Genomic DNA, 21,378 nt, shown 5'->3' on the forward strand with positions numbered 1-21,378 from the left:
TGACGCCTTATGGCATCACGCCGGATTGCCGGCGAGATCTTTTCCTCCAGCATCATCGACACTCTCACGGAGGCGATGGCTGGAATCAGCGTGGCGCGGTCCTCGATCACGCTTCCGAGTCACGGCGACATAGAGGGTGGGCACCAGCACCAGCGTCAGAAGCGTCGAGGTCACCAGGCCTCCGATCACCACGATCGCCAGCGGCTGCGAGATGAACCCGCCCGACCCGGTCACGCCCAGCGCCATCGGCGTCAGCGCGCAGATCGTGGCCACCGCCGTCATCAGGATCGGCCGCAACCTGCGCCGGCCGCCCTCGATCACCGCCTCGACCACGCCCATCCCCTGATCCCGGTACTGGTTGATCAGGTCGATCAGCACGATCGCGTTCGTCACCACGATGCCGATCAGCATCAGCATGCCGATCAGCGCCGGCACGCCCATCGCGGTGTCGGTCGCCACCAGCAGCCCCACCGCGCCGGTCGCCGCGAACGGGATCGACACCAGCAGGATGAGCGGCTGGACGAAGCTCCGGAACGTCGCCACCATGATCATGAACACGATCGCGATCGCCGCCAGCATCGCCATGCCCAGGTCGGAGAACGCGTCCGCCTGGTCGGCCGAGGCGCCGCCGATCTCGTACCGAGCACCGGCGCCCAGTGCCACCGACTCCAGCTTCGTCGTCAGCTCCTGCGTGACAGTGCCCAGATCCGACGCCTCCACCTTGCCCGACACCGTCGCGGAACGCTCACCGTCGATCCTGGTCACCTGCGTCGGAGCGGCCACCTGCTCCACCTTGGCCACCGACGACAACTTCACCAGCCCCGCCGCCGTCGGCAGCTTCAGGTCCTCGATCGCCTTGACGTCTTCGGGCGCCTCGCCCCCGCGCAGCACCAGGTCGCTGCTACGGCCGTCCAGAGTGATCTGGCCCAGCGGCGCGCCGCGGAACGCCTGCGCCACCGCCTGGCCGACCTGCCCCTCCGACAGCCCCTTGGCTGCCGCCTTCTCCCGGTCCACCGCGACCTCGATGCGCGGCGCGCTGGCCTCCAGGTTCGACGACAGGTCACGCAGACCCTTCACCTGGCCCATCGCGCCCTTGACCGCGTCGGTCGCGGTGCGCAGCGACTCGGCGTCGGGCGCCTGCACGATCACGCTCACCGTGTCGGAGGAGAACCCGCCCCCGCCGGAGCCGCCGACGGTGACCTCGCCGACCCCGGACAGGCCCGTGAGCTTCTCGCGGAGCTGCTGCTCCACGGTCGCCGGCTCGGCGCCGTCCTTGACCGTCACCGAGAACGACGCCCGGTCCGCGCCACCGCCCACGCCGCCCTGCATGGCGTTGCCGCCACCCACGTTGACCTGGTACGTCTCCACACCGGCCAGCCCCGACAGCACGCCCTCGACCTTCTTGGCGGCCTTGTCCGTCGTGGCCAGATCGGTGCCGACCGGCATCTTCTGCGTCAGCGAGATCGTGTTCTGCCCGGAGGAGTCCAGGAAGTTCGTCCGCAGACCGCCCGCCAGGCCCATCGTCCCGACGAACACCGCCACCCCGATCAGCACCGTCACCAGCTTGTACCGCGTGGCGAACCGCAACACCGGCAGGTACGCCCGCTGCAACGGGCTGCGCAGTTCCTTGGCCTCGGCCTCCTCACGCTGGGCCCGCGCCTGCTCCGGCGACAACGCCGGCGCCTTGAGGAACCAGTACGCCAGCACCGGCACCACCGTCAGCGACACCACCAGCGAGGCCAGCAACGCCACCGCCACCGTCACCGCGAACGGCCGGAACAGCTCGCCGACCATGCCGCCCACGATCGCGATCGGCGCGAACACCGCCACCGTCGTCAGCGTCGAGGCCGTCACCGCCCCCGACACCTCCCGCACCGCGGTCAGGATCGCCTGCAGCTTGGCCTCGCCGTAACCCAGATGGCGCTTGATGTTCTCCAGCACCACGATCGAGTCGTCGACCACCCGGCCCACCGCGATCGTCAGCGCGCCCAGCGTCAGCATGTTGAGCGAGTAGTCACCCGCCCACAGCGCCAGCAGCGCGATCACCACCGACAGCGGGATCGACACCGCCGTGACCAGCGTCGAACGCACCGACAGCAGGAACACCAGGATGACCAGCACCGCGAACGCCAGCCCCAGCAGGCCCTCGGTGGTCAGGTTCTCGATCGACTCCTCCACGTACGGCGCCTGGTCGAACACCACCGACACCTGCGTGTCGGAGGAGTCGCCCAGCGACCGCGTCAGCTCCGGCAGCTTCTCGCGGATCTCGTGGGAGATCGTCACCGCGTTGCCGTCGGGCGTCATCGTCACCGACACGCCGAGGCTGGTCTTGCCGTCGGTACGGGTGATCGTCGAGGCGTCGGCCAGGCCGCGCTTGATCTCGGCCACGTCACCGAGCTTGACCGGCTTGAGCGGCTTGGGCCGCGCCACCTGCTGCGGCACGGCCGCCCGGCCCGTCTGGGCCGGCTGACCGGCCTGCGGGCGGCCCTGTGCCTGCCCCGGAGTCTGGGCCGGGGTCTGGGCCTGCTGCTGGGCGGGCTGCGCGGGGGTCAGGTAGAGGTTCTTCAGCTTCTCCAGCGAGTCGACCCGCGCCCCCACCTGCACGGTCAGCGACCTGCCGTCGGAGGTCAGCGACCCGGCCGGGATCGGCGTGCCGTTCGCCTTGAGCACCTCGGGGATCTGCGCCGCCGACACCCCGGCCAGAGCCATCTTCTTGACGTCCGGCTCGATCGTGACGACCTCGTCACGGGTGCCGGTGACCGCGGCCTCGCGCACCCCCTCGACGCTCTGCAGCTCCGGCACCATGATGCGGCGCAGCTTGTCGGCCATCGCCCGCTCGTCGCCGCCGTCGCCCACCGCCAGCACCAGCACCGGGATGTCGTCGGTGTTGCCCGCCACCACCTGCGGATCGACGCCCTGCGGGAGCGTGATCCTGGCGACGGCCTGCTGCATCTTGTTCAGTGAGGCCTCGACGTCGGTGCCGTACTCGAAGGCCACCTGGATCTGGGCCATGCCCTCCTTCGACGTGGAGGTCATCTGCTCCATGCCGGGGATCCCCTGGAAGGAGTCCTCGATCGGCTTCGTCACCTGGTCTTCGACGATCTCCGGCGAGGCGCCCGGGAAGGGCGCGATGACGAACACGCCCGGGAACGCCAACGACGGCAGGAGCTGCTGCTTCAACTGCGGAATCGTGAACGCGCCGAACGCGGTGATCACGACCGCTACCAAGATGACAAGACTGCGGTTGAGCAGACTCAACCGGGCGAAAGCGGTCATAGGCTCCCCTCCAAAGTTCGCCCCAGACTAACACTTTGCCTAATACGAATATTTAGCCTGATGCAGCTTTCCTGATAACCTTCTCAGGAAGCGAGAGGTGAGCGTGAGCGACGACCGCGAAGACCTGATCCGCCGGATCACCGAGACACAGCGCGACCTGGGAAGACTGTTCACCCGGCAACAGTCCCCCCTGTTCAGCTCCAATCTCACCATCCGGCAGCTCCGCGTCGTCATGCAGCTGTCGACGCAGGGCTCCGCCTCGGGTCAGGACCTCGCCCACACCCTCGGCGTCAGCCTGGCCACCGTCACCGGCATCGTTGACCGCCTGGTCGCCCAGGGCCTGGTCAGCCGGCACGAAGACCCCAACGACCGCCGGGTGCGCCGGGTCGAGCTCACCCCCGCCGGCGCCACCCTGATCGCCGAGATCAACGACGCGGGCCTCAGACACTACAAGCGCATCATGTCCCACCTGGACACCGAGACCCTGCGCGCCCTCGACCACGCCATCCGCCGCATCCACGAAGTCGCGGACAAGCTCTACAACGAGTGACCCGTCCGGCGCGCTCCCGATCGTGGCCGCTTTTTCGGTGAATTCCGGATGAATGTCACCAACCCGGCGGCTTTACATTGTAGATTTCAGGCGGGACAACATCGCCGGCAGCTCGCCCTCGTGGGCCACCGTCAGCCGCCGCGTCGCCCGCGTCACCGCCACGTACAGGTCGTGGCCGCCCATCGGCGACTGCTCCAGGATCCCCGCCGGGTCGACCACCACCACCCCGTCGAACTCCAGGCCCTTGGCCTGCGTCACCGTCAGCACCGCCACCGGCGCGTCCAGGTCGTCCGCCCCCGGGAACAGGGCCGCCACCCGCGCGTGCAGCCCGTCGGACGTGATGATCCCCAACCGGCCGCCCTCGCCCCGCGCGCCCAGCTCGGCCAGCTCCGCCGCCACCAGCGCCGGCAGCTCCTCCACCGCCGCCCGCACCGCGCGCGGCTCGTCGCCGCCGTCCCGCACCGACTCCGGCGGCTCCTGCCACGGCGCCACCGCCGCCAGCACGTCGGCCGCCACCCGCATGATCTCCACCGGCGTGCGGTAGTTGACCAGCAGCCGCTCCTCCCGCCAGCGCCCCTCCAGGTACGGGTCGAGCACCTGCGCCCACGAGCGCGCCCCCGCCGCCGACCCCGTCTGGGCCAGGTCGCCCACCACGGTCAGCGACCGCGCCGGGACCCGCCGCACCACCGTCCGCCAGGCCATCGGCGACAGCTCCTGCGCCTCGTCCACGATCACGTGCCCGTACGCCCACGTGCGGTCGGCCGCCGCCCGCTCGGCCGTCGTCAGCCCCGCGCCGTCGTCGGCCTGCCGCTCGGCCAGCACGTCGGCCCGGTCGAAGACGCCCTCCTCCAGCAGGCCGGTGGTCTCCAGCACCTCGCGCGCGTACAGCTCCTGCTCGGCCCACTCCTCCCCCGCGCGCCGCGCCGCCGTCCGGTCGGCCGAGTCGTCGTGGCCCAGCAGCTCGGCCGCCTCGTCCAGCAGCGGCACGTCGCCGACCGTCCACGGCGACTCGCGGGGCCGTACCAGCGGAGTCCAGTCCAGGCCCGGCGGGCACACCGACCACAACGTGTCCGGCGCGGACAGCAGATCGGCGACCAGCTCCTGCGGCGTCAGCTCCGGCCACAGCTCGGCCACCGCGCGCCGCACCGGCTCCTCCCCCACAGCCGCTCGGCCGCCAGCGCGATGTCCGTCTCGTCCAGGTCGCCCTCCAGGTCCAGCGGCTCGGCCAGCTCCGGGTCGTCGACCGCCAGCTCCTCCAGGTGCAGCGACTCCTCCAGCGCCCGCGCCTCCGCCCTGGCCAGCTCCTTCAGCAGCTCGGTGACGTACAGCTTGCGAGCCATGTTGTGCGGCAGGCGCACCGCCCGCGCCCGTTCGCGCAGCCGCACGCACACCGCGTGCGGCACGCGCAGCCGCAGACCGTCGAGCTCCACCTGCAGATCCCCCGCCGGCACCCGCTGCCGGTCGGCCACCGCCGCGGCCACCACCTCGGCCATCCGCAGGTCGCCCTTGACCACCGCGGCCGCCGGCGGATCGGCGGCCACCGCCCGCACCCCGGGGAACAGCTCGCCCACCGTGGCCATCACCACCTGCGTCTCCCCCAGCGCCGGCAGCACCTGCCCGATGTAGCGCAGGAACATCGGGTTGGGCCCCACCACCAGCACCCCGCGCCGCTCCAGCGTGTCGCGGTGGGTGTAGAGCAGGTAGGCGGCCCGGTGCAGGGCCGCGACGGTCTTGCCGGTGCCCGGCCCGCCCTGCACCACCAGTGCCCCCTGCAGGCCCGCCCTGATCACCCGGTCCTGCTCGATCTGGATCGTGGCCACCACGTCGCCCATCCGGCCGGTACGGCCGCGCCGCAGCGCCGCCAGCAGCGCCGCCTCCCCCACCAGCGTGCGCCGGTCGCCGTCGGACATGCCGTCCAGGTCGAAGACCTCGTCGTCGATGCCGACCACCGTGCGGTCCTTCAGATGCAGATGCCTGCGCCGCACCAGGCCGCCCGGGTCGGTGGCGGTGGCCACGTAGAACGGGCGCGCGGCCGGGGCCCGCCAGTCGATCAGCACCGACTCGTGGTCCTCGTCGCGCAGCCCGATCCGGCCGACGTACGTGCTGACGCCGCCGGAGTCGTCGATCCGGCCGAAGCACAGGCCGCGCTCGACCGCGTTGAGCTGGGCCAGCCGCCGCGCCTGCTCGGAGGCGGTCACCTCGCGCTCGACCCGCGCCTGCCGGCTGCCCAGCGCGCCACCGCCGGCGTACACCTGGCGCAGCGTCGCCTGCGCCCGCTCCCTGGCCGCGTCGAGCCGGGCGTACAGCCACCGGACCGTACGCTGCTCGTTGTCAAGAGCTTCCGCGAGACCATCTTGACGATTAGCCATTCCCTGCTATACTCCTTTACGGGAGCTCTGTGGAGCCGCTTATCGTATTGCCGAGCTCACGAGCTTAGCCCTCCTTCGCCTTCCCGGCAACCGACGCCGCCCGTCCGCCTTGCCGTGGCTGGTGCTAACTTGAGCGGTCGTGTCGGACTATCTGCGTGACCTGTTCTCCCTGCACGGCCGCCGCGCGCTCGTCACCGGCGGCAGCTCCGGCATCGGCCTGGCCATGGCCGAGGCGATCGGCCGGGCCGGAGCCGAGGTCGTTCTCGCCGCCCGCAGGCCCGCCGAGCTCGACCGGGCCGCCGAACGGCTGCGCGCCCACGGCGTCACCACCTCCGCCGTCAGCGCCGACCTGCACGACCGGGACGACCTCGCCCGCCTGTGCGCCGCCGCCGGAGAGATCGACATCCTGGTCAACGCCGCCGGCAACAACATCCGCAAGCCCATGGCCGAGCTCACCCCCGGCGACTACGAGCAGACCATCGCCGTGCACCTGACCGCCCCCTACCTGCTCGGCCAGCACTTCGGCCCGCGCATGGCCGCCCGCGGCCGGGGCCGCATCATCAACATCGGCTCCCAGCAGTCCATCAGCGCCTTCGGCCACAGCGGCGTCTACGGCGCGGCCAAGGCCGCCGTCACCGGCCTCACCCGCTCGCAGGCCGAGGCGTGGTCGGCCCACGGCGTCTGCGTCAACACGATCATCCCCGGATTCGTGCTCACCCCGCTCACCGAGCCCGCCCAGGCCGTCCCCGGGCGCGTCGAGGAGCTGGCCGCCCGGCACATGACCGGCCGCAACGGCCTGCCCGGCGACTTCGCGGGCGCGGCGGTGTTCCTGGCGGGGGACGCCTCGGCGTTCGTCACCGGCCAGCTGCTCTTCGTCGACGGCGGTTTCTCCGTGCACTGACGGTGGCGGCCGTTCCGGCCCGACGCCTTTACATTGTAGATCACATCAGGCGCGGCGGCGGGCGCGGTAGGCGCTGGCCTTGGCGCGGTTCTGGCACGACAGGCCGCAGAACCGGCGCGAGGCGTTGCGGGTGGCGTCGAAGAAGACCAGCTCGCAGGCCGCCGCCTCGCACGTGCGCAGCCGTACCCCCTGGCCGACGCCGATCACCATGGCCAGGGCGGTGGCCGTGTCGGCCGCCCACGCGTCCACCAGGCCGGCGGCGGGGCCGTGGAAGGCCAGGACGGGCGGGTCGCCGTGCAGGTTGGGCACGGCGCCGTGCCGCAGCAGGGCCCGGTTCAGCGCGGCCGGCGCGGCGGGGCCGGCGGTGAAGGCGGGCCACAGCTCGTCGGCCACTCCGGCCAGCCGGTCGGCGTCGGCGCTGGTCAGCGCCCGGCTGGGCGTCCATCCGTACCGGACGAAGGCGGCGTCGAGTGCGGCGCGCCGGTCGGCGGGCGGCTCGGCGGGACGGCCGCGCGCCTGGGTGACGGCCAGTTCGTTGACCAGCAGGACGGCCAGATCCACCCATCTTCCGACATAACTGTCTATTTGGGATTGGCCGGTGATGCGCCACGCGTCTGTCGTCACCGGCGGAGCTTACCCAGACAGCGAGCCCGGCCGGGTCAGGGTCACTCGAAGCCGGGGGCGGGCTGCCACAGGCTGATCTCGGTCCCCTGGTCGTCGGTGCAGGAGCAGCCGCGGCCGGACTTGCTCTCGTAGACCTCGCCGGTCGTGCCGCCGAGCTCGCGCACCCGCTCGACGGCGGCGTCGATGTCCTCGACGTGGTAGTAGAGGTTGGGCTGCGCGGACGGGCCGGCGGCGTGCAGGCCCATCGGCACGTCGGTGTTGGTGACGTGCAGGTAGCGCTCGTGCTCGCGCCTGAACTCCCAGCCGAACAGCGGCCCGTAGAAGGCCGCCGCCCGCTCCAGGTCCTCGACCGACAGGGTGTAGTAACCCAGCTGGACACTCATGCACGTCTCCCCGCAACAATTGCCGTTATCGTTAAGCACCAACACCATAACGGAAGCAGGCAAAGATTAACAGCGACGTTAACGATCTGGACGCCACGCTGGCCGCCCTCGCCGACCCCACCCGGCGCAAGGTGATCGACCTGCTGCGCGAGGGCCCGCGCCCGGCCGGCGAGCTGGCCCAGGCGGTGCGGATGAGCGCCCCCGCGCTCAGCAGGCACCTGCGCGTGTTGCGGGCCGGCGGCCTGGTGCGGGCGGAGGCGGACGGCGACGACGCCCGGCTGCGGCTCTACACCCTGCGCCAGGAGCCGTTCGCGGCGCTGCAGGCGTGGCTGGACCAGGTGCAGGCGTTCTGGGCCGAGCAGCTCGGCTCGTTCAAGGACCACGTGGAGCGCGGGCGGTGAACGCGGTGCGGGCGGAGGTCGTCGTGCCGGTCGATCCGGCGACCGCGTTCCGGATGTTCACCGACGAGATCGACCAGTGGTACGTGCGCGGCCGCCACAGCTCGGTCGACCCCGCCCGCGCGGTGGCCATCCGCTTCCAGGACGGCTACCTGCGCGAGCTGTGGGACGACGGCGGCCACGCCGACATGGGCCGGATCGTGCGCTGGGAGCCGCCCCGCCGCCTGGTCTGGGCCGACCTGCTCAACCCGGGCGGCCGGATGGAGATCGAGGTGGCCTTCACCCCGGTCGAGGACGGCACGCAGGTGCTGCTCGAACACCGCGGCCTGGACACCCTGCCCCCGGACGTGGCCGGGCGCATCCGCCGCGGCTACTCCTGGAACATCGTCCTGGGCTGGTTCGCCGCCCGATGGACGCGAGCGTGATCAGCGGCGGCCGTACTTCTTGTGCACGGCCTGCTTGCTGACGCCGATCGCGTCGGCGATCTGCGCCCAGGGCAGGCCCGCCACCCTGGCCCGGCGCACCTGGACGGCCTCCAGGCGCTCGATCTCGCGCCGCAGCGCGGTGGTGGCGTGCAGGGCCAGCAGCGGATCGTCGTCCTGCGCCTGCCTCATCAGGGACGCCAGGTCGTTGGTCATGTCCTAAAGGTAGTCCACGATCTCCCGCCGGCTCAGCGGGTCATCGCGCGTCCAGGACCAGACGGACGCCGAGGCCGATGAGCACGACGCCGGAGATCTGCTCCAGGCGGCGCCTGACGGCCGGGCGGCCGAGGAAGTCCCTGGCCTTGGCGACGGTCCAGATGAGCAGGCCGTACCAGACGGTGTCCACCAGCACCCACACGACGGCGAGGGTGACCAGCGTCAGCGGCACGTTCTGCCCGGCCGGCACGAACGGCGGCAGGAACGACATCGCGAACACCGCGGCCTTGGGGTTGGCCAGGCAGGTGCCGAGCCCCGACAGGTAGGACCTGCGCAGCCCGGCCACCGCCTCGCCCTCCACCGGCGGGGTCCCCCTGCGTGAGTTCCACAGCGCCTGCGCGCCCATCACCACCAGCACGACCGCGCCCGTGACGCGCATGACGTCGTAGGCGACCTGCGAGGCCACCAGCAGCGCCGAGAGCCCGAACGCGGCGGCCAGCCCCCACAGCAGGATGCCGGTCTCGTTGCCCAGCGTGGCCGCCAGGCCGGAGCCGCGACCGGAGCGGAGCGTCTGACGCAGGATGATGGCGGTGCTCACGCCGGGGACCATGGCCACCAGGAAGCATGCGCCCACGAAAGCCAGAAGGTACATGCTGGGCATGCTGACAGAGAAAGCGGCCTTTTTTCTCGCGATTTATCCGGACAGGTTGATCTAGAGGTACAGCTTGCCGAGGCCGGCCACCGCCTCGGCCATCAGCGCCCGCAACTCGGCCGGCTCCAGCACCTCGACGTCGGCGCCCATGCGCAGCAGCAGCCAGCGGGCGTGGGTGAGCGACTCGACCGGCACGGTGATCGTGCGCCAGCCCTCGGGGTCGGGCTCGCCCGCCGCCCCCAGCGCCGCGGCGACCACGTCGGACCCCATCGTGTACGCCAGCAGGTCCTCCCGGCCGGGCGCCAGCCTGATGACGGCCTCGGCGGTGTACATGCGCTCGCGGAACTCCTTGGCGTACTCCCGCCAGAACGCCGCCAGCTCGAACCCCTCCGGCCTGCGGAAACGGCCGGGAAGCTGCTCGACGGTGAGGATGCGCGAGACCCGGTAGGTGCGCGGTGTGCCCTCGGGCGGGGCGGCGACCAGATACCAGGAGCCGCCCTTGAGCACCAGCCCGTACGGGTGGATCACCCGGTCGACCTCCCGCCGGCCCCACCGGCGGTAGGTCATGTGCAGCGGCCGCTGCTCCCACACCGCTTCGGCCACGTCGCTCAGGTGCGGCACGTCGTCGGCCGAGCGGTACCAGCCGGGCACGTCCAGCAGGAAGCGTTCGCGCATGCGCGAGGCGTGCGAGCGCGGCTCGGGCGGCAGCGCGGCCAGCAGCTTCAGCTCCGCGGTCGCCGCGACCTCGGCCAGCCCGAGCTCGGCGGCCGGTCCCGGCAGCCCGGCCAGGAACAGCGAGGACGCCTCCTCGGCCGTCAGCCCGGTCAGGCGGGTGCGGTAGCCGTCCAGGAGCTGGTAGCCGCCCGCCGGTCCGCGGTCGGCGTAGACCGGGACGCCGGCCGCCGACAGGGCCTCGACGTCCCGGTAGACCGTGCGGATCGACACCTCCAGCTCGGCGGCCAGCTCGGGCGCGGTCATGCGGCCTCGCGTCTGCAGGAGCAGGAGGAGGGAGAGCAGACGACTGGCACGCATATTCGTCATTGTATTGCGCACATTTTCGATGTTTGTATGAACAGATGGAACGTTTGACCGCCATCATGAACGCCCTTCGCGCCCAGGACAGCGTCTCGGTGACCGAGCTCGCCGAGCGGCACGGCGTGTCGGAGATGACGATCCGGCGCGACCTGGACGACCTGGCCCAGCAGGGCGTGGTCCGCCGGGTCAGGGGCGGGGCGCTGTCCCTGCTGCTGCGCGGCGAGGAGCCGCCGTTCGGGGTGCGCGAGCGGGAGGCGGTGGAAACCAAGAGGCGCATCGGTGTCCAGGTCGCGGCGCTGATCGCCGACGGGGAGGCGGTCGTGCTGGACGGCGGCACCACTGTGCTGGAGGTGGCCCGTGCCCTGGCCGGACGGCGGCTGACCGTGCTGCCGCTGGCGTTGCAGGCCGTCTCGGTGCTGGCCGCCGCGCCGCGGGTGCGCCTGGTGCTGCCCGGCGGCGAGGTCCGCAAGGGCGAGCTGAACGTCACCGGTCCGCTCGCCGAGAGCTCGATCGCGGCGCTGCGCTTCGACACCGCGGTGATCGGTTGTTGCGGCCTGTCGGCCGAGCACGGCCTGACCGCGCACGACCTGCCCGAGGTCGCGGTCAAACGGGCGGCCATCGCCGCCGCCCGGCGGGTGGTCGTGGCCTGCGACTCGGGCAAGTTCTCCCGTACGGCCTTCGGCGCGGTCTGCCCGATCTCCCGCCTGGACGTCGTGGTGACCGACGAGGGCGTGCCGCCCGAGCAGCGTGACGCGCTCGTCGCGGCCGGGGTGGACGTCAAGGAGGCCGGGTGAGACGCGAACGGACGGCCGTCTACCTGCTGTTCTTCCTGGCCGGCCTGGCCATCGGCACGTGGACGGCCCGTATCCCCGCCATCAAGGAGGGCCTCGGGCTCGACGCGGGACGGCTCAGCCTGGCGCTGCTGGCCATCGCCGCGGGCGCCGTCGCGGGCATGACGACCGTCGGCCGCCTGGTGGACCGCTACGGCAGCAGCCGCGTCACGATCCCGGCGGCCCTGCTGCAGGGCGTGGTGCTGGTGCCACCCGCCTTCGCCCCGAACCTGGGCGCGCTGGCCGCCGCGCTGCTGGTCTTCGGGATCGTCCACGGCGTCCTGGACGTGTCCATGAACGCCAACGCCGTCGAGGTGGAACGCGCCCACGGGCGGCCGGTGATGTCGTCCTTCCACGCCGTCTACAGCATCGGCGGGTTCGCCGGGGCGACGACGGGCGGGGTGTTCGCGCAGGCCGGGCTGCCGCCGTCGGTGACGTTCGGGTGCGTGGGGGCGGTGATCGCCGTGCTGGCGGTGTGGGCCGGGCGGTGGGCGCTGCGCTCGGTGCCCGCTCCCCTTCCGGCCGGAAGCCCGGGGGCCGGGCGGCCCAAGGGCATCCTGTTCCTCGGCGTGCTGGCCTTCTGCTGCCTGGTGGGCGAGGGGGCGGCGGCCGACTGGAGCTCGGTCTACCTGCGCGAGAACCTGGCCTCCTCGGCGGGGTTCGCCGCCGCCGGGTACGCCGCGTTCTCGATCGCGATGACCGCGGGGCGGCTGGCGGGTGACCGGCTGGCGGCCCGGTTCGGGCCGGTGGCGCTGGTGCGGTGCTGCGGGCTGCTGGCGGCGGCGGGGCTCGGGCTGGCGCTGCTCGGCGGGGGGCCGGTGGCCGGGGTGGTGGGGTTCGGCTGCTTCGGGGCGGGGTTGTCGTGCATCGTGCCGCAGGTGTTCTCGGCCGCGGGGCACCGGGACCCGGCCTTCGCCGGGCGGGCGCTGGCGCGGGTGGCGTCCGTGGGGTACCTGGGGTTCCTGTCGGGGCCGGTGATCATCGGGGCGGTGGCCCAGGTCGCCGGGTTGCCGCGGGCGCTGGCCGTACCGGCGCTGATGGCGGCCTTCGTCGCCCTGACGGCCCCCGCGCTGCGCCCTTAGGCGTCCGATCGCGGGGGCGGCGTGCCGGGGGTCAGCCGAACTGCTGCCAGCCGAGCCTGATCACCATCGCCACCACCACGCACAGCAGCACGACCCGGACGAACGCCGTGCCACGCCTGATCGCCATCCTGGCGCCGAGCTGGGCGCCGGCCACGTTGCACAGCGCCATGCCGAGCCCGAGCGCCCACTGGACGTGGCCCTGCAGCCCGAACACCGCCAGCGCCCCGAGGTTGGTGCCCACGTTGATGATCTTCGCGGAGGCGGAGGCGGCGACGAAGTCCAGGCCGAGGATGGTGGTGAAGGCGATGATGAGGAACGTGCCGGTGCCCGGCCCCATGATGCCGTCGTAGAAGGCGATGCCCACGCCCGCCGCGGCCACCGCCGCCACCACCCGGGCGTCGGTCCGCAGGTGCGGCTGCGGCACGGCGCCCATCTAGGGGCGCAACGTGACGAACGCCGCCACGCCGAGCAGCACCACCATCACGACCGGGCGCAGCACGTCGGCCGAGATCGCCGCGGCCGCCCACGCGCCCAGCCCGGCGCTCACCACGGCCAGCGCCGCACCCGGTAACGCCACCTGACGGTCGATCTTGGTGGAACGCGCGTACGCCACGGCGGCCGAGGCCGTGCCGAACACCGGGGAGAACTTGTTGGTCGCCATGGCCTGGACGGGCGGCATGCCGGTCATCAGCAGGGCGGGCAGCTGCACCAGCCCGCCGCCGCCCACGACCGCGTCGACCCATCCGGCACCGGCCGCGGCCGCCAGCAACACCACAACCTGCTCCAGCGGCACGCCGCTCCCCCACTCCCCCAGGAAACGCCCAGAAGACTACAGCCCCCCTCCAACCACCCACCCCTCCGGTGCTGGAGTCAGGCGGCGAGGAGGCGGAGCAGCAGGTTGCGGGGGCCTTGCAGGTGGTGCCCGGCCAGGCGGGTCATGAGGCGCGACATGGTGACCACGCGTTGCGCCGGTCTCCTGCGCGAGGCGTCGTAGCGACGCAGCGCGGACGTCACGTCCCCGGCTTCCCGCAGGCAGGTGGTGGGGGTGTCGGCGTCCAGGAGAGCCTGGCAGGCGCCCTGGCCCAGGGACTTCGCCACCCGCGACGCCCTCCTGCGGGCCGCCGCCGAACGTTGCGTCGAGCGTTATTGGGCCGACCTGCAAGTGGCTCCGGCCGAGGAGATCCAGGGGCGCGACGGGCTGGCCGCGTTCCTGCGCCGCCTGGTCGACCACGCGGTCACGGCCAACAGGTCGAGGGTCCTGGCCTACCTCGAACTGCACGCCGAGGCCGCACGCCGACCGGAGCTGCGCACGACGCTGGCCGAGCTCACCCGCGCCGACCTGGCCCTGCACCTGCGCGCCCACGAGGCGGCCGGCCTGCCGGCGACCCGGCGTACCGCCGCGACGGTCACGATGTGCCTCAACACCGCCCTGACCTACCTGCTCACCCAACCGGCCGAGACGCTGGCCGAGTACGGCCTCGACGACCTCGACGCCTTCCTGCGCGACCTCCTGCACACCGTCTACCCGGCACCGGGGCGACCGGCGGGCGCCGTCCCGGCCGGGTAGGCGAGACTGGACCGGTGACGATCGAGAACGGACCGCCCGTGTCGAGCACCTCCATCGTGGTGCTGACGCTGGCGCGGCGGGTCGAGACGGAGCTCTCCGCCGAGCTGGCGCCGCTTGAGCTGACGATCAGCCGCCTGGGGCTGCTGGGACACATCTCCGGGGTGCCCGGCGCGTCCTTCAGCGATCTGGCCCGCATGTCGGGCATCTCGGTGCAGAGCGTGCACACGGCGGTCAAGGGGCTGGTCCAGGCGGGGCTGGTACGCGACCGTACGGCGCGGGCGGGGTCGGCCTCGACCATCGAGCTCACCCCCGAGGGACAACGCCTCCTTCGGGAGGCCGCCCAGGCCATCACCAAGGTCGACGAACGCCTCTTCGGCCCCGACGCCGACCCCGTCCAGCAACAGGTGGGCGAAGCGATCCGCACCGCCTTCCCCACCCCCTGACCCCACCGCCTCCCAGCCCTGTTTTCTCCCCTCCGCGGACTCAGCGGTAGACCCCTGCGGCCACCGCCGGCACCTGGTTGCGGGCGGTGACGCCGGTGAGCACGTAGGCGGACAGCCCTTCGGCCAGCGCCACCAGGGCGAGCGCTGTGTCGAACGGGTCGAGGCTGGTGGGGATGCGGCCGGTCTGCTGGTCGCGGGTGACGAGGTCGGCCATCTGGTGGCGGAAGTCGGTGTACAGGACGCGCAGCCGGGCCGTCCCGTACGCGATCAGCGTCGCCGGGGCGTCAGGCGGGAGTCAGCTGCAGCAGCGTCCGCAACCGCGACAACGCCGCCGTGCGCCTTGATCACATCTGGCTTCTTCACCTCCGCGCTACCGGCAATCCCCCTGGTCCAGCCTCGAACGGCAACCGCAGTCGAGGCCAGGGCGGCGAACTTCCGCCGTCCAGGGCTGAGAGTGGCGGGCGCCGGTCAGGACGTGCCGCCGGTCAGCCGGCCGGCGCGCCGCCGCCAGTGAGGACCGAGGCGAAGGCTGCGCCGCCGTCCCAAATGACAGGCTGACTTTCAGGGTGGCTGAAGGTTTCGCTAAGCTTCAGCCATCCTGAAGGTTGGAGGCGATCCATGAATCATGTCCTGTTGTCCATCCACGTGCTGGCGGGGATCGTGTTCGTCGGCGGCTCGGCGGTCGCGTCGAGCTTGTTCCCCCGTTACGCCCCCGTCGCCGCCGCGACCCCCACCGCGACCCCCACCGCGACCCCCGGCGCCACCACCGGCGCCACCACCGGCGCCGCCACCAAGGTCGCCGGTGCGGAGCGCAGCGCCGCCGTAGCAGTCGCGCTGCACCGCATCACCGGCGGCTATGCCGCGTTCGGGCTGATCGTCCCGCTGGCCGGGATCGTGCTGGCCAGTGTGCAGGGACGCATGGGGCAGACCTGGATCATCGTGTCGATGGTCCTCACCGCCGGCGCGGGCGCCCTGCTGGCCACCCAGATCCACCCCCGCCAGCGCCAGGCCCTCGACGCTCCCGACGACGGCCGCCGGTTGCGCACGCTGACGATGCTCACCGGCGTCTACAACCTGCTGTGGGCGGCCGTCGTCGTGCTCATGATCGTCCGCCCCGGCGAGCAGACGGGGGCCTGAGCGTGCTGACCCTGCGTATCGCCGCCGCCGCCGAGGCCGCCACGCTGGCGGTTCTGCTGACCAACCTGCTCACCGTGCACGCCCAGGCGGTCACGACGTACGCCGGCCCGCTGCACGGCATGTCCTACCTCGTCGTCATCGCCACGGCGGCCATGACACCCAGGGCGCAAGGGACGCCCGGGGCGCGCTGGAGCGCGTTCGTCCCCGGGGTCGGCGGTCTGCTGGCCCTGCGACGCCTGCGCGCCGTACAAGACGAGCGGGCGTGATGATCCCGCGGCCCCGGGGAGGGGCCCCGGGGCCCAAGGAGGCCAGCGGGCCGGGCCCCAGCCACACCGGCCCGCAGAGGCCGGGGAGACCAGCGGGCAGACCAGCCACAGGGGCCCAGGGCAGGTTTGGGCGGGTAGGTCAGCGGGTGGCGGCCAGGGCGCGCTTCCTGGAGGCGTAGATGTCGTCGATCAGCTGGTAGCTGCGCGCCTGCTCGGCGGTGAAGATGCGGTCGCGCTCGATGTCCTTCCTGATCTCCAGCACCCCGCGCCCGGTGTGCCGGGCCAGGATCTCCTCCTGCTGGTCACGCATCCGCACGATCTCCCTGGCGTGGATCTCCAGGTCGCTCGACTGCCCCCGGCTGCCCTCCGTGGCCGGCTGGTGGAGCAGGACGCGCGCGTGCGGCAGGGCCGCCCGCTTGCCCGGCGCGCCCGCCGCGAGCAGGACGGCCGCCGCCGAGGACGCCTCCCCGATGCAGACCGTGTGGATCTCCGGCCGGACGAACTGCATCGTGTCGTAGATGGCCGTCATCGCCGTGAACGACCCGCCCGGCGAGTTGATGTACATGTTGATGTCCTGGTCGGGATCGAGCGACTCCAGCGTGAGGAGCTGGGCCATGACGTCGTTGGCCACCGTGTCGTCGATCGGGGCGCCGATGAACACCACCCGGTCCTCGAACAGCTTGTTGTACGGGTTCATCTCCCGCACCCCGTAGGAGGTGCGCTCGGTGAAGGAGGGCAGCACGTAACGACCGCTCATGGTCAGTTCATCCCTTCGGCGATGTGGTCGACGAACCCGTACTCCAGCGCCTGCTGGGCGGTGAACCACCGGTCGCGGTCGGAGTCGGCCTGGATGCGCTCGAGCGGCTGGCCCGTGTGGTGGGCGATGATCTCCGCCATCCTGCGCTTGGTGTAGAGCATGTTGTCGGCCTGGATCTGGATGTCGCTGGCCGAGCCGCCGATGCCGCCCAGCGGCTGGTGCATGACGACGCGGGCGTTGGGCAGGGCGTAACGCTTGCCCGGCGCGCCGGCGGTCAGCAGCAGCTGCCCCATGGAGGCGGCGAAGCCCATCGCCACCGTCGCCACGTCGCACGGGACGAACTGCATCATGTCGTAGAGCGCCATGCCGGCCGTCACCGAGCCGCCCGGAGAATTGATGTAGAGCGTTATGTCCCGGTTGGGGTCTTCGGCCGCCAGCAAAAGCAGCTCGCCGCAGAGCCGGTTGCAAATCTCGTCGTCGACCTCCTGGCCGAGGACCACGATGCGCTCCTTCAGCAGGCGCTGACTGAGCTGGTCAGGCCAGACCGCGCGCTGGGTCTCCGTCATTGACGTCACCTTTCTGCCGAAACTAATTCTGCGAAAAACGCTAGACCCGGCGGCGGTGAATTCCGGCCCATTTTCGCTGGGGGCGCATTTCACTCAAGGCGCATTACTCCCAGCGCGAAAAAGTATCGACATACAATCCCGGATGTGAGAAGGAACCTCCCCCGCCGTTGGGCGTGCCTCATCCTGGGCGGGGCGCTGCTGATGCCGTACATGATGGCCGGGGTGCTGGTCGCCGGGCTGTGGCGCGGTGTGTCGTCCGAGCTGCTGATGCCGATCCAGGTCGGGGTGTTCGTCGCGGTGCTGCCGGTGGTGGCGGTGACCGGGCTGTTCCTGCCGGTGCGCGCGCTGGAGGTGAACGCCGCCCAGGGGCTGCTCGGGGCCCGCGTGGAGACCCCGCCGCGGCAGGCCCGGCGGTCGTGGCAGGAGCGGCGGCGCACCGCCGCGTGGTTCACGCTGCATCTGGCGGTGGGCGGCGTGGTGAGCGGGTTCACGCTGGCGGTGGTGCCGTTCACGGGGTTCACGCTGGCGCTGCCGTTCATCGGGGAGCCGATGCCGGTGCTGGGACTCACGGCCGAGCCGGGGTGGCCGGCCCTGCTGTGGGCGGCGGCGGGCGTGGGGGCGCTGGTGCTGCTGGTGGCGGGCGCGGCGGGCGCGGGCGCGTTGCTGGCCGCCCTGGCTCCCCCGCTGCTCGGCCCCACCCCCGCCGAACGGCTCGCCGCCGCCGAGGAGCACGCCCGTACGCTGGCCGAACGCAACCGGCTGGCCCGCGAGCTGCACGACTCGGTCGGGCACGCGCTCAGCGTCGTCACCTTGCAGGCCGCCGCGGCCGGACGCGTCCTCGACCGCGACCCGGCCACCGCCAGGACCGCCCTGGCGGCCATCGAGCAGTCGGCCCGCGCCGCGCTGGAGGACCTCGACCACGTGCTCGGCGTCCTGCGCGAGGACGCACGCGAGGACAGGCGCAAGGACGCACGCGAGAACGGGCGCGAGGACGCAGGCGAGGACGGGCGCGAGAGCCACCGGGAGGGCAGGGAGGAGGCGCGGCGGGCGCCACAGGCGACGCTGGCCGACCTCGGGGCGCTGGTGGCGGGCTCCGGCGCCGAGGTGCGGCAGGACGTGGGCGACCTGTCCGGCGTGCCCGCCGTGGTCTCCAGGGAGGCGTACCGCATCCTGCAGGAGGCGCTGACCAACGCGATCCGGCACGGCGGCGGCACGGTCCGGCTGGCCGCCGCCGTCCAGGGCGACGACCTGCGGCTGGAGGTCAGCAACCCCGGCGGGAGGCGCGGTGGGGGCCGTGGGCGGGGCGGCGGCCGGGGAGTGGCGAGCATGCGCGAACGCGTCCGCCTGCTCCGCGGCGACCTGCGCGCCGGCCCCGACGAGGACGGCTGGACGGTCTCGGTCCGCCTCCCCCTGCGCCCGAGCCCATGACCCCGCCCCCTCCGAACCCCTCCAGCCGGACGCGACCTCGCGACGACCCGCCTGCCGCCACAGTCGGTCCCGTGAACCCCGGAACCCTCCCACCACAGTCAGTCCCGAAAACCCCGGAACCTTTCCCCCACCGTCAGCCCCATGACGCCCGGAACGTTCCCCGCCCGGGTGCCGCTACGGTCGGGGGCATGACACTCAAGGTCGTGATCGCCGACGACGAGGACCTCATCCGCGCCGGGCTGCGCGTCATCATCGACGCCGAGCCCGGCCTGAGCGTGGTCGGCGAGGCCGGGGACGGCGCCGCGGTCCTGCCGGTCGTCCGCCGCGAGCGCCCCGACGTCGTGCTGATGGACGTCCGCATGCCCGCCATGGACGGCATCCAGGCCACCCGCCGGCTGGTGGCGCTCGACGACCCGCCCAAGGTCCTGGTCGTGACCACGTTCGAGAACGACGACCACGTCTACGACGCCCTGCGCGCCGGCGCGAGCGGCTTCCTGCTCAAACGCACCAGACCGGACGACCTGCTCCAGGCGATCAGGCTGGTGGCGGCCGGCGAGTCGCTGCTGTTCCCGGCCGCGATCCGCACCCTGGCCGGCCGCCGCCCGCGCGCCCACGTGCCGGGGATCGACCGGCTCACCGGCCGCGAGGGCGACGTGCTGCGGCTGATGACCAAGGGCATGTCCAACACCGAGATCGCCGCCGAGCTGGTCGTCAGCCAGGAGACCGTCAAGACGCACGTCGGCAACGTCCTGGCCAAGCTGGGCGCGCGCGACCGCACCCAGGCCGTGATCGCCGCCTACGAGTCCGGGTTCGTCTCCCCCGGCTGATCGAGCAGCTGCGCGGCCGGCAGCAGGGTGGCCTCGGCGGCGCTCAGCCCCTTCTCGGCCAGGGCCCGGTCCACCAGGCGCAGCCCCACCGCGTAGCCCGCCATGTCGGGAATGCCGCGGGGCTCCTGGCCGAAGCGTCGCATAGCGCTGTCGCCCAGCACGTACGCCGGGGTGTTCCCCATGCCCTCCAGGTCGAACGCGTCCATGATCAGCTCGTGGGCGCGTTCCAGCTCCTCCCCCGTCACCATCCGCGACCAGGGCCCCATGGCCTCCGGGCCGGACAGCTCCCGGACGAACGCCTCGGCCAGCCCCTCGGCCACCACGTGCTCGCCCACGGTGACCTTCCGGGGGTCCCATTCGACGTTGGTGTAGCGCACGTTGTGGTGGAACTCGTGCACCGCGCAGTGCGCGATCCGGCCGATGACCTCCTCCGACGGCCAGCCCAGCAGGTACAGCCAGCCGGGCGAGCCGCCCATCCCGTAGTAGCCGCCGCTGATCTTCATCAGGTGCTCGTTGTCGGGGTCGCCGAGCACGAACATCACCTGCAGCGAGGAAGCCTGCCTGGCCTCCTTCAGCGCGTGGGAGGCGCGCTCCAGCTCCCTGCGCACCTGGCCGAGCACGTCGGCCTCGATCATGGCCCGGACGGCGGGCAGGTAACGCGCGTCGTCGGCGTCGACGCGGAAGCCGCCGCCCTGGTGGTGGATGTCGACGATGTCGCCGGGCACCGGGATCGCCGGCCGGATCGGCGTCAGCATCTCCCGCAGCGCCTCGGGCCGGTCGGCGAGCGGCCGGGCGAGCAGGTCCGCCATGGCCGTGAGCGTGTCGTGAACGATGAACTCCATGCCGCGGACGCTAAAGCCTCACGTAACGTGAGGCTCAAACGCATTAAAGCGGCGACTCGCCCAGCTCGTCCCCCGGCGACTGCCCCGGCGTGCCGGGACCGGTGCGCGTCGGCGACGGCGACTGCGACGGCGAGGGCTCCGGCACCGGCGTGGCGGGCGTGGGCGGCGGCGTGGGCACGAACACCGTCGGCGGGAGCTGCCGGGGCATCGGCTCGCTGTCGCGCCTGCCGAACAGCAGCAACAGCAGGATCGTCGCGACCAGCACCAGCAGCAGCGCCAGCGCCAGCGCGGCCAGCAGCACCCGCCGGCGCGTCTCGGTCAGCGGCAGCCGCCGCGCCAGCGGCCCCGGCAGCGCGGGCGCGCGGTCGGTCAGCCAGTACGGCACGAAGTCCGGCCCGTGCGCCTGCCCGATGAACGTCCCGCCCACCATGACCGGGTCCAGGAACCGTTCGGCCCCCGGCTGCCCCGGCGCGTACGGCACCGCGACCCACGGCGCCGGCCCGTCCTGCACGTCGAGCACCTCGGGCGTCCCGTCGAGCACCGAGGCGCGCGCCCGGCCGAGCCCCAGCCACCCACGCCCGCCGGAACGCCCCGACGCCTCCTTGATCGCGGTCAGGAACCGGTCGCGCGCCGCCGCGTCGAGGGCGGCGCCCCGCGTGAGCACGGCCAGCGACACCGCGCGTCCGTCGGGGCCCTGTCCCAGGTAGACGAACCCGGCCGGAGCCGTGTGCAGGCGGGCCTGCACGACGTAGCGCCCCAGCTGGGGCGGATCACCGTACTGCAGGGGACTTGCCACGTTTGCCATGA

At 72.5% G+C, this 21,378-nt stretch carries 24 protein-coding genes and 2 pseudogenes; 12 read left to right on the top strand and 14 right to left on the bottom strand.

From position 1 onward, the window contains the following. Positions 1–15: 15 nt before the first annotated feature. Positions 16–3,276: an efflux RND transporter permease subunit gene (locus ACNF49_RS32820; protein ID WP_498703275.1), complete on the bottom strand. Its 3,261-nt coding sequence runs from the start codon at positions 3,274–3,276 to the stop codon at positions 16–18. Between the two features lie 103 nt (positions 3,277–3,379). On the opposite strand from ACNF49_RS32820, the gene ACNF49_RS32825 reads away from it, so the two are divergent. Continuing rightward, a complete protein-coding gene (locus ACNF49_RS32825) occupies positions 3,380–3,826 on the top strand; it encodes a MarR family winged helix-turn-helix transcriptional regulator (RefSeq protein ID WP_482940005.1) in 447 nt (148 codons plus the stop codon). Between the two features lie 72 nt (positions 3,827–3,898). Here the strand turns inward: ACNF49_RS32825 and ACNF49_RS32830 are convergent. Next, positions 3,899–6,195, bottom strand: a pseudogene (locus tag ACNF49_RS32830) (HelD family protein). A gap of 139 nt (positions 6,196–6,334) precedes the next feature. Here ACNF49_RS32830 and ACNF49_RS32835 point away from each other — a divergent pair. Further along, on the top strand, positions 6,335–7,096 hold the full coding sequence (locus ACNF49_RS32835) for an SDR family NAD(P)-dependent oxidoreductase (protein ID WP_357975804.1): 762 nt from the start codon (positions 6,335–6,337) through the stop codon (positions 7,094–7,096). 45 nt (positions 7,097–7,141) lie between these two features. On the opposite strand, the gene ACNF49_RS32840 is transcribed toward ACNF49_RS32835, so the two are convergent. Beyond that, positions 7,142–7,657 (bottom strand): CGNR zinc finger domain-containing protein, encoded by a 516-nt coding sequence (locus ACNF49_RS32840; RefSeq protein ID WP_357975802.1) that lies wholly within the window; start codon positions 7,655–7,657, stop codon positions 7,142–7,144. A gap of 104 nt (positions 7,658–7,761) precedes the next feature. Continuing rightward, positions 7,762–8,103: a VOC family protein gene (locus ACNF49_RS32845; protein ID WP_357975799.1), complete on the bottom strand. Its 342-nt coding sequence runs from the start codon at positions 8,101–8,103 to the stop codon at positions 7,762–7,764. Positions 8,104–8,201: 98 nt separating this feature from the next. Here ACNF49_RS32845 and ACNF49_RS32850 point away from each other — a divergent pair, with 98 nt between their 5' ends. Both ACNF49_RS32850 and ACNF49_RS32855 read left to right on the top strand, forming a co-directional pair. Continuing rightward, positions 8,202–8,504 carry an ArsR/SmtB family transcription factor gene (locus ACNF49_RS32850; RefSeq protein WP_498703858.1) on the top strand — a complete coding sequence of 101 codons (303 nt, stop codon included), beginning with the start codon at positions 8,202–8,204 and terminating at the stop codon, positions 8,502–8,504. Next, positions 8,501–8,926: an SRPBCC domain-containing protein gene (locus ACNF49_RS32855; RefSeq protein ID WP_482940007.1), complete on the top strand. Its 426-nt coding sequence runs from the start codon at positions 8,501–8,503 to the stop codon at positions 8,924–8,926. The genes ACNF49_RS32850 and ACNF49_RS32855 overlap by 4 nt, the downstream gene beginning before the upstream one ends. Here ACNF49_RS32855 and ACNF49_RS32860 read toward each other — a convergent pair whose 3' ends face one another. Genes ACNF49_RS32860 through ACNF49_RS32870 form a run of 3 tightly spaced genes read right to left on the bottom strand, consistent with a single transcriptional unit; the run spans position 8,927 to position 10,823 of the window. After that, positions 8,927–9,139: a hypothetical protein gene (locus ACNF49_RS32860; protein WP_352328267.1), complete on the bottom strand. Its 213-nt coding sequence runs from the start codon at positions 9,137–9,139 to the stop codon at positions 8,927–8,929. 40 nt (positions 9,140–9,179) lie between these two features. After that, positions 9,180–9,791 carry a LysE family translocator gene (locus tag ACNF49_RS32865; RefSeq protein WP_482940008.1) on the bottom strand — a complete coding sequence of 204 codons (612 nt, stop codon included), beginning with the start codon at positions 9,789–9,791 and terminating at the stop codon, positions 9,180–9,182. A gap of 60 nt (positions 9,792–9,851) precedes the next feature. Further along, entirely contained in the window at positions 9,852–10,823 is a 972-nt protein-coding gene (locus ACNF49_RS32870; protein ID WP_482940009.1) for a helix-turn-helix transcriptional regulator, read from the bottom strand. 44 nt (positions 10,824–10,867) lie between these two features. Between ACNF49_RS32870 and ACNF49_RS32875 the strand changes: the two genes are divergently transcribed. Together ACNF49_RS32875 and ACNF49_RS32880 are read left to right on the top strand one after the other, a co-directional pair. Continuing rightward, a complete protein-coding gene (locus tag ACNF49_RS32875; RefSeq protein ID WP_482940010.1) occupies positions 10,868–11,620 on the top strand; it encodes a DeoR/GlpR family DNA-binding transcription regulator in 753 nt (250 codons plus the stop codon). Beyond that, complete coding sequence (locus ACNF49_RS32880) at positions 11,617–12,738, top strand: MFS transporter (RefSeq protein ID WP_482940011.1); 1,122 nt, start codon at positions 11,617–11,619, stop codon at positions 12,736–12,738. Before ACNF49_RS32875 ends, ACNF49_RS32880 begins: the two co-directional genes overlap by 4 nt. 31 nt (positions 12,739–12,769) lie before the next feature. On the opposite strand, the pseudogene ACNF49_RS32885 reads toward ACNF49_RS32880, so the two are convergent. Next, a pseudogene (locus tag ACNF49_RS32885) lies at positions 12,770–13,531 on the bottom strand (TSUP family transporter). 77 nt (positions 13,532–13,608) lie between these two features. After that, positions 13,609–13,752 (bottom strand): hypothetical protein, encoded by a 144-nt coding sequence (locus ACNF49_RS32890; protein WP_482940012.1) that lies wholly within the window; start codon positions 13,750–13,752, stop codon positions 13,609–13,611. 31 nt (positions 13,753–13,783) lie between these two features. Between ACNF49_RS32890 and ACNF49_RS32895 the strand changes: the two genes are divergently transcribed. Further along, positions 13,784–14,305, top strand: coding sequence for a TetR/AcrR family transcriptional regulator (locus ACNF49_RS32895; RefSeq protein WP_482940013.1), 522 nt, complete (start codon positions 13,784–13,786; stop codon positions 14,303–14,305). A 14-nt stretch (positions 14,306–14,319) separates the two neighbouring features. Beyond that, the gene (locus tag ACNF49_RS32900; protein WP_357975772.1) at positions 14,320–14,748 is read left to right on the top strand and encodes a MarR family winged helix-turn-helix transcriptional regulator; all 429 of its coding nucleotides are present in this window, start codon (positions 14,320–14,322) and stop codon (positions 14,746–14,748) included. Between the two features lie 40 nt (positions 14,749–14,788). Here ACNF49_RS32900 and ACNF49_RS32905 read toward each other — a convergent pair whose 3' ends face one another. Next, complete coding sequence (locus ACNF49_RS32905) at positions 14,789–14,962, bottom strand: hypothetical protein (protein WP_482940014.1); 174 nt, start codon at positions 14,960–14,962, stop codon at positions 14,789–14,791. A gap of 404 nt (positions 14,963–15,366) precedes the next feature. On the opposite strand from ACNF49_RS32905, the gene ACNF49_RS32910 reads away from it, so the two are divergent. Both ACNF49_RS32910 and ACNF49_RS32915 read left to right on the top strand, forming a co-directional pair. Further along, the gene (locus ACNF49_RS32910; RefSeq protein ID WP_482940015.1) at positions 15,367–15,885 is read left to right on the top strand and encodes a hypothetical protein; all 519 of its coding nucleotides are present in this window, start codon (positions 15,367–15,369) and stop codon (positions 15,883–15,885) included. 2 nt (positions 15,886–15,887) lie between these two features. Next, positions 15,888–16,151, top strand: coding sequence for a hypothetical protein (locus ACNF49_RS32915; protein ID WP_357975763.1), 264 nt, complete (start codon positions 15,888–15,890; stop codon positions 16,149–16,151). Positions 16,152–16,290: 139 nt separating this feature from the next. On the opposite strand, the gene ACNF49_RS32920 is transcribed toward ACNF49_RS32915, so the two are convergent. Both ACNF49_RS32920 and ACNF49_RS32925 read right to left on the bottom strand, forming a co-directional pair. After that, positions 16,291–16,908 carry an ATP-dependent Clp protease proteolytic subunit gene (locus ACNF49_RS32920; protein WP_357975760.1) on the bottom strand — a complete coding sequence of 206 codons (618 nt, stop codon included), beginning with the start codon at positions 16,906–16,908 and terminating at the stop codon, positions 16,291–16,293. 2 nt (positions 16,909–16,910) lie between these two features. Then, on the bottom strand, positions 16,911–17,474 hold the full coding sequence (locus ACNF49_RS32925) for a ClpP family protease (protein ID WP_482940016.1): 564 nt from the start codon (positions 17,472–17,474) through the stop codon (positions 16,911–16,913). A gap of 144 nt (positions 17,475–17,618) precedes the next feature. On the opposite strand from ACNF49_RS32925, the gene ACNF49_RS32930 reads away from it, so the two are divergent. Beyond that, complete coding sequence (locus ACNF49_RS32930) at positions 17,619–18,902, top strand: sensor histidine kinase (protein WP_482940017.1); 1,284 nt, start codon at positions 17,619–17,621, stop codon at positions 18,900–18,902. Between the two features lie 188 nt (positions 18,903–19,090). After that, on the top strand, positions 19,091–19,729 hold the full coding sequence (locus ACNF49_RS32935) for a response regulator (RefSeq protein WP_357975750.1): 639 nt from the start codon (positions 19,091–19,093) through the stop codon (positions 19,727–19,729). On the opposite strand, the gene ACNF49_RS32940 is transcribed toward ACNF49_RS32935, so the two are convergent. Together ACNF49_RS32940 and ACNF49_RS32945 are read right to left on the bottom strand one after the other, a co-directional pair. After that, positions 19,699–20,571 carry a DUF2268 domain-containing putative Zn-dependent protease gene (locus tag ACNF49_RS32940; RefSeq protein WP_482940018.1) on the bottom strand — a complete coding sequence of 291 codons (873 nt, stop codon included), beginning with the start codon at positions 20,569–20,571 and terminating at the stop codon, positions 19,699–19,701. The genes ACNF49_RS32935 and ACNF49_RS32940 overlap by 31 nt on opposite strands. 43 nt (positions 20,572–20,614) lie before the next feature. After that, a complete protein-coding gene (locus tag ACNF49_RS32945) occupies positions 20,615–21,376 on the bottom strand; it encodes a hypothetical protein (protein WP_357975744.1) in 762 nt (253 codons plus the stop codon). Between the last annotated feature and the right edge of the window lie 2 nt (positions 21,377–21,378).

Source organism: Actinomadura sp. ATCC 39365 (assembly GCF_054392275.1).

Bases quoted from the DNA above. Each gene is read 5' to 3' on its own strand.
- ACNF49_RS32920 (WP_357975760.1), bottom strand. From the start codon at position 16,908: ATGAGCGGTCGTTACGTGCTGCCCTCCTTCACCGAGCGCACCTCCTAC.
- ACNF49_RS32910 (WP_482940015.1), top strand. From the start codon at position 15,367: ATGAATCATGTCCTGTTGTCCATCCACGTGCTGGCGGGGATCGTGTTC.
- ACNF49_RS32820 (WP_498703275.1), bottom strand. From the start codon at position 3,276: ATGACCGCTTTCGCCCGGTTGAGTCTGCTCAACCGCAGTCTTGTCATC.
- ACNF49_RS32940 (WP_482940018.1), bottom strand. From the start codon at position 20,571: ATGGAGTTCATCGTTCACGACACGCTCACGGCCATGGCGGACCTGCTC.
- ACNF49_RS32925 (WP_482940016.1), bottom strand. From the start codon at position 17,474: ATGACGGAGACCCAGCGCGCGGTCTGGCCTGACCAGCTCAGTCAGCGC.
- ACNF49_RS32935 (WP_357975750.1), top strand. From the start codon at position 19,091: ATGACACTCAAGGTCGTGATCGCCGACGACGAGGACCTCATCCGCGCC.
- ACNF49_RS32845 (WP_357975799.1), bottom strand. From the start codon at position 8,103: ATGAGTGTCCAGCTGGGTTACTACACCCTGTCGGTCGAGGACCTGGAG.
- ACNF49_RS32860 (WP_352328267.1), bottom strand. From the start codon at position 9,139: ATGACCAACGACCTGGCGTCCCTGATGAGGCAGGCGCAGGACGACGAT.
- ACNF49_RS32875 (WP_482940010.1), top strand. From the start codon at position 10,868: ATGGAACGTTTGACCGCCATCATGAACGCCCTTCGCGCCCAGGACAGC.
- ACNF49_RS32945 (WP_357975744.1), bottom strand. From the start codon at position 21,376: ATGGCAAACGTGGCAAGTCCCCTGCAGTACGGTGATCCGCCCCAGCTG.
- ACNF49_RS32905 (WP_482940014.1), bottom strand. From the start codon at position 14,962: ATGGCCGACCTCGTCACCCGCGACCAGCAGACCGGCCGCATCCCCACC.
- ACNF49_RS32865 (WP_482940008.1), bottom strand. From the start codon at position 9,791: ATGTACCTTCTGGCTTTCGTGGGCGCATGCTTCCTGGTGGCCATGGTC.
- ACNF49_RS32870 (WP_482940009.1), bottom strand. From the start codon at position 10,823: ATGCGTGCCAGTCGTCTGCTCTCCCTCCTCCTGCTCCTGCAGACGCGA.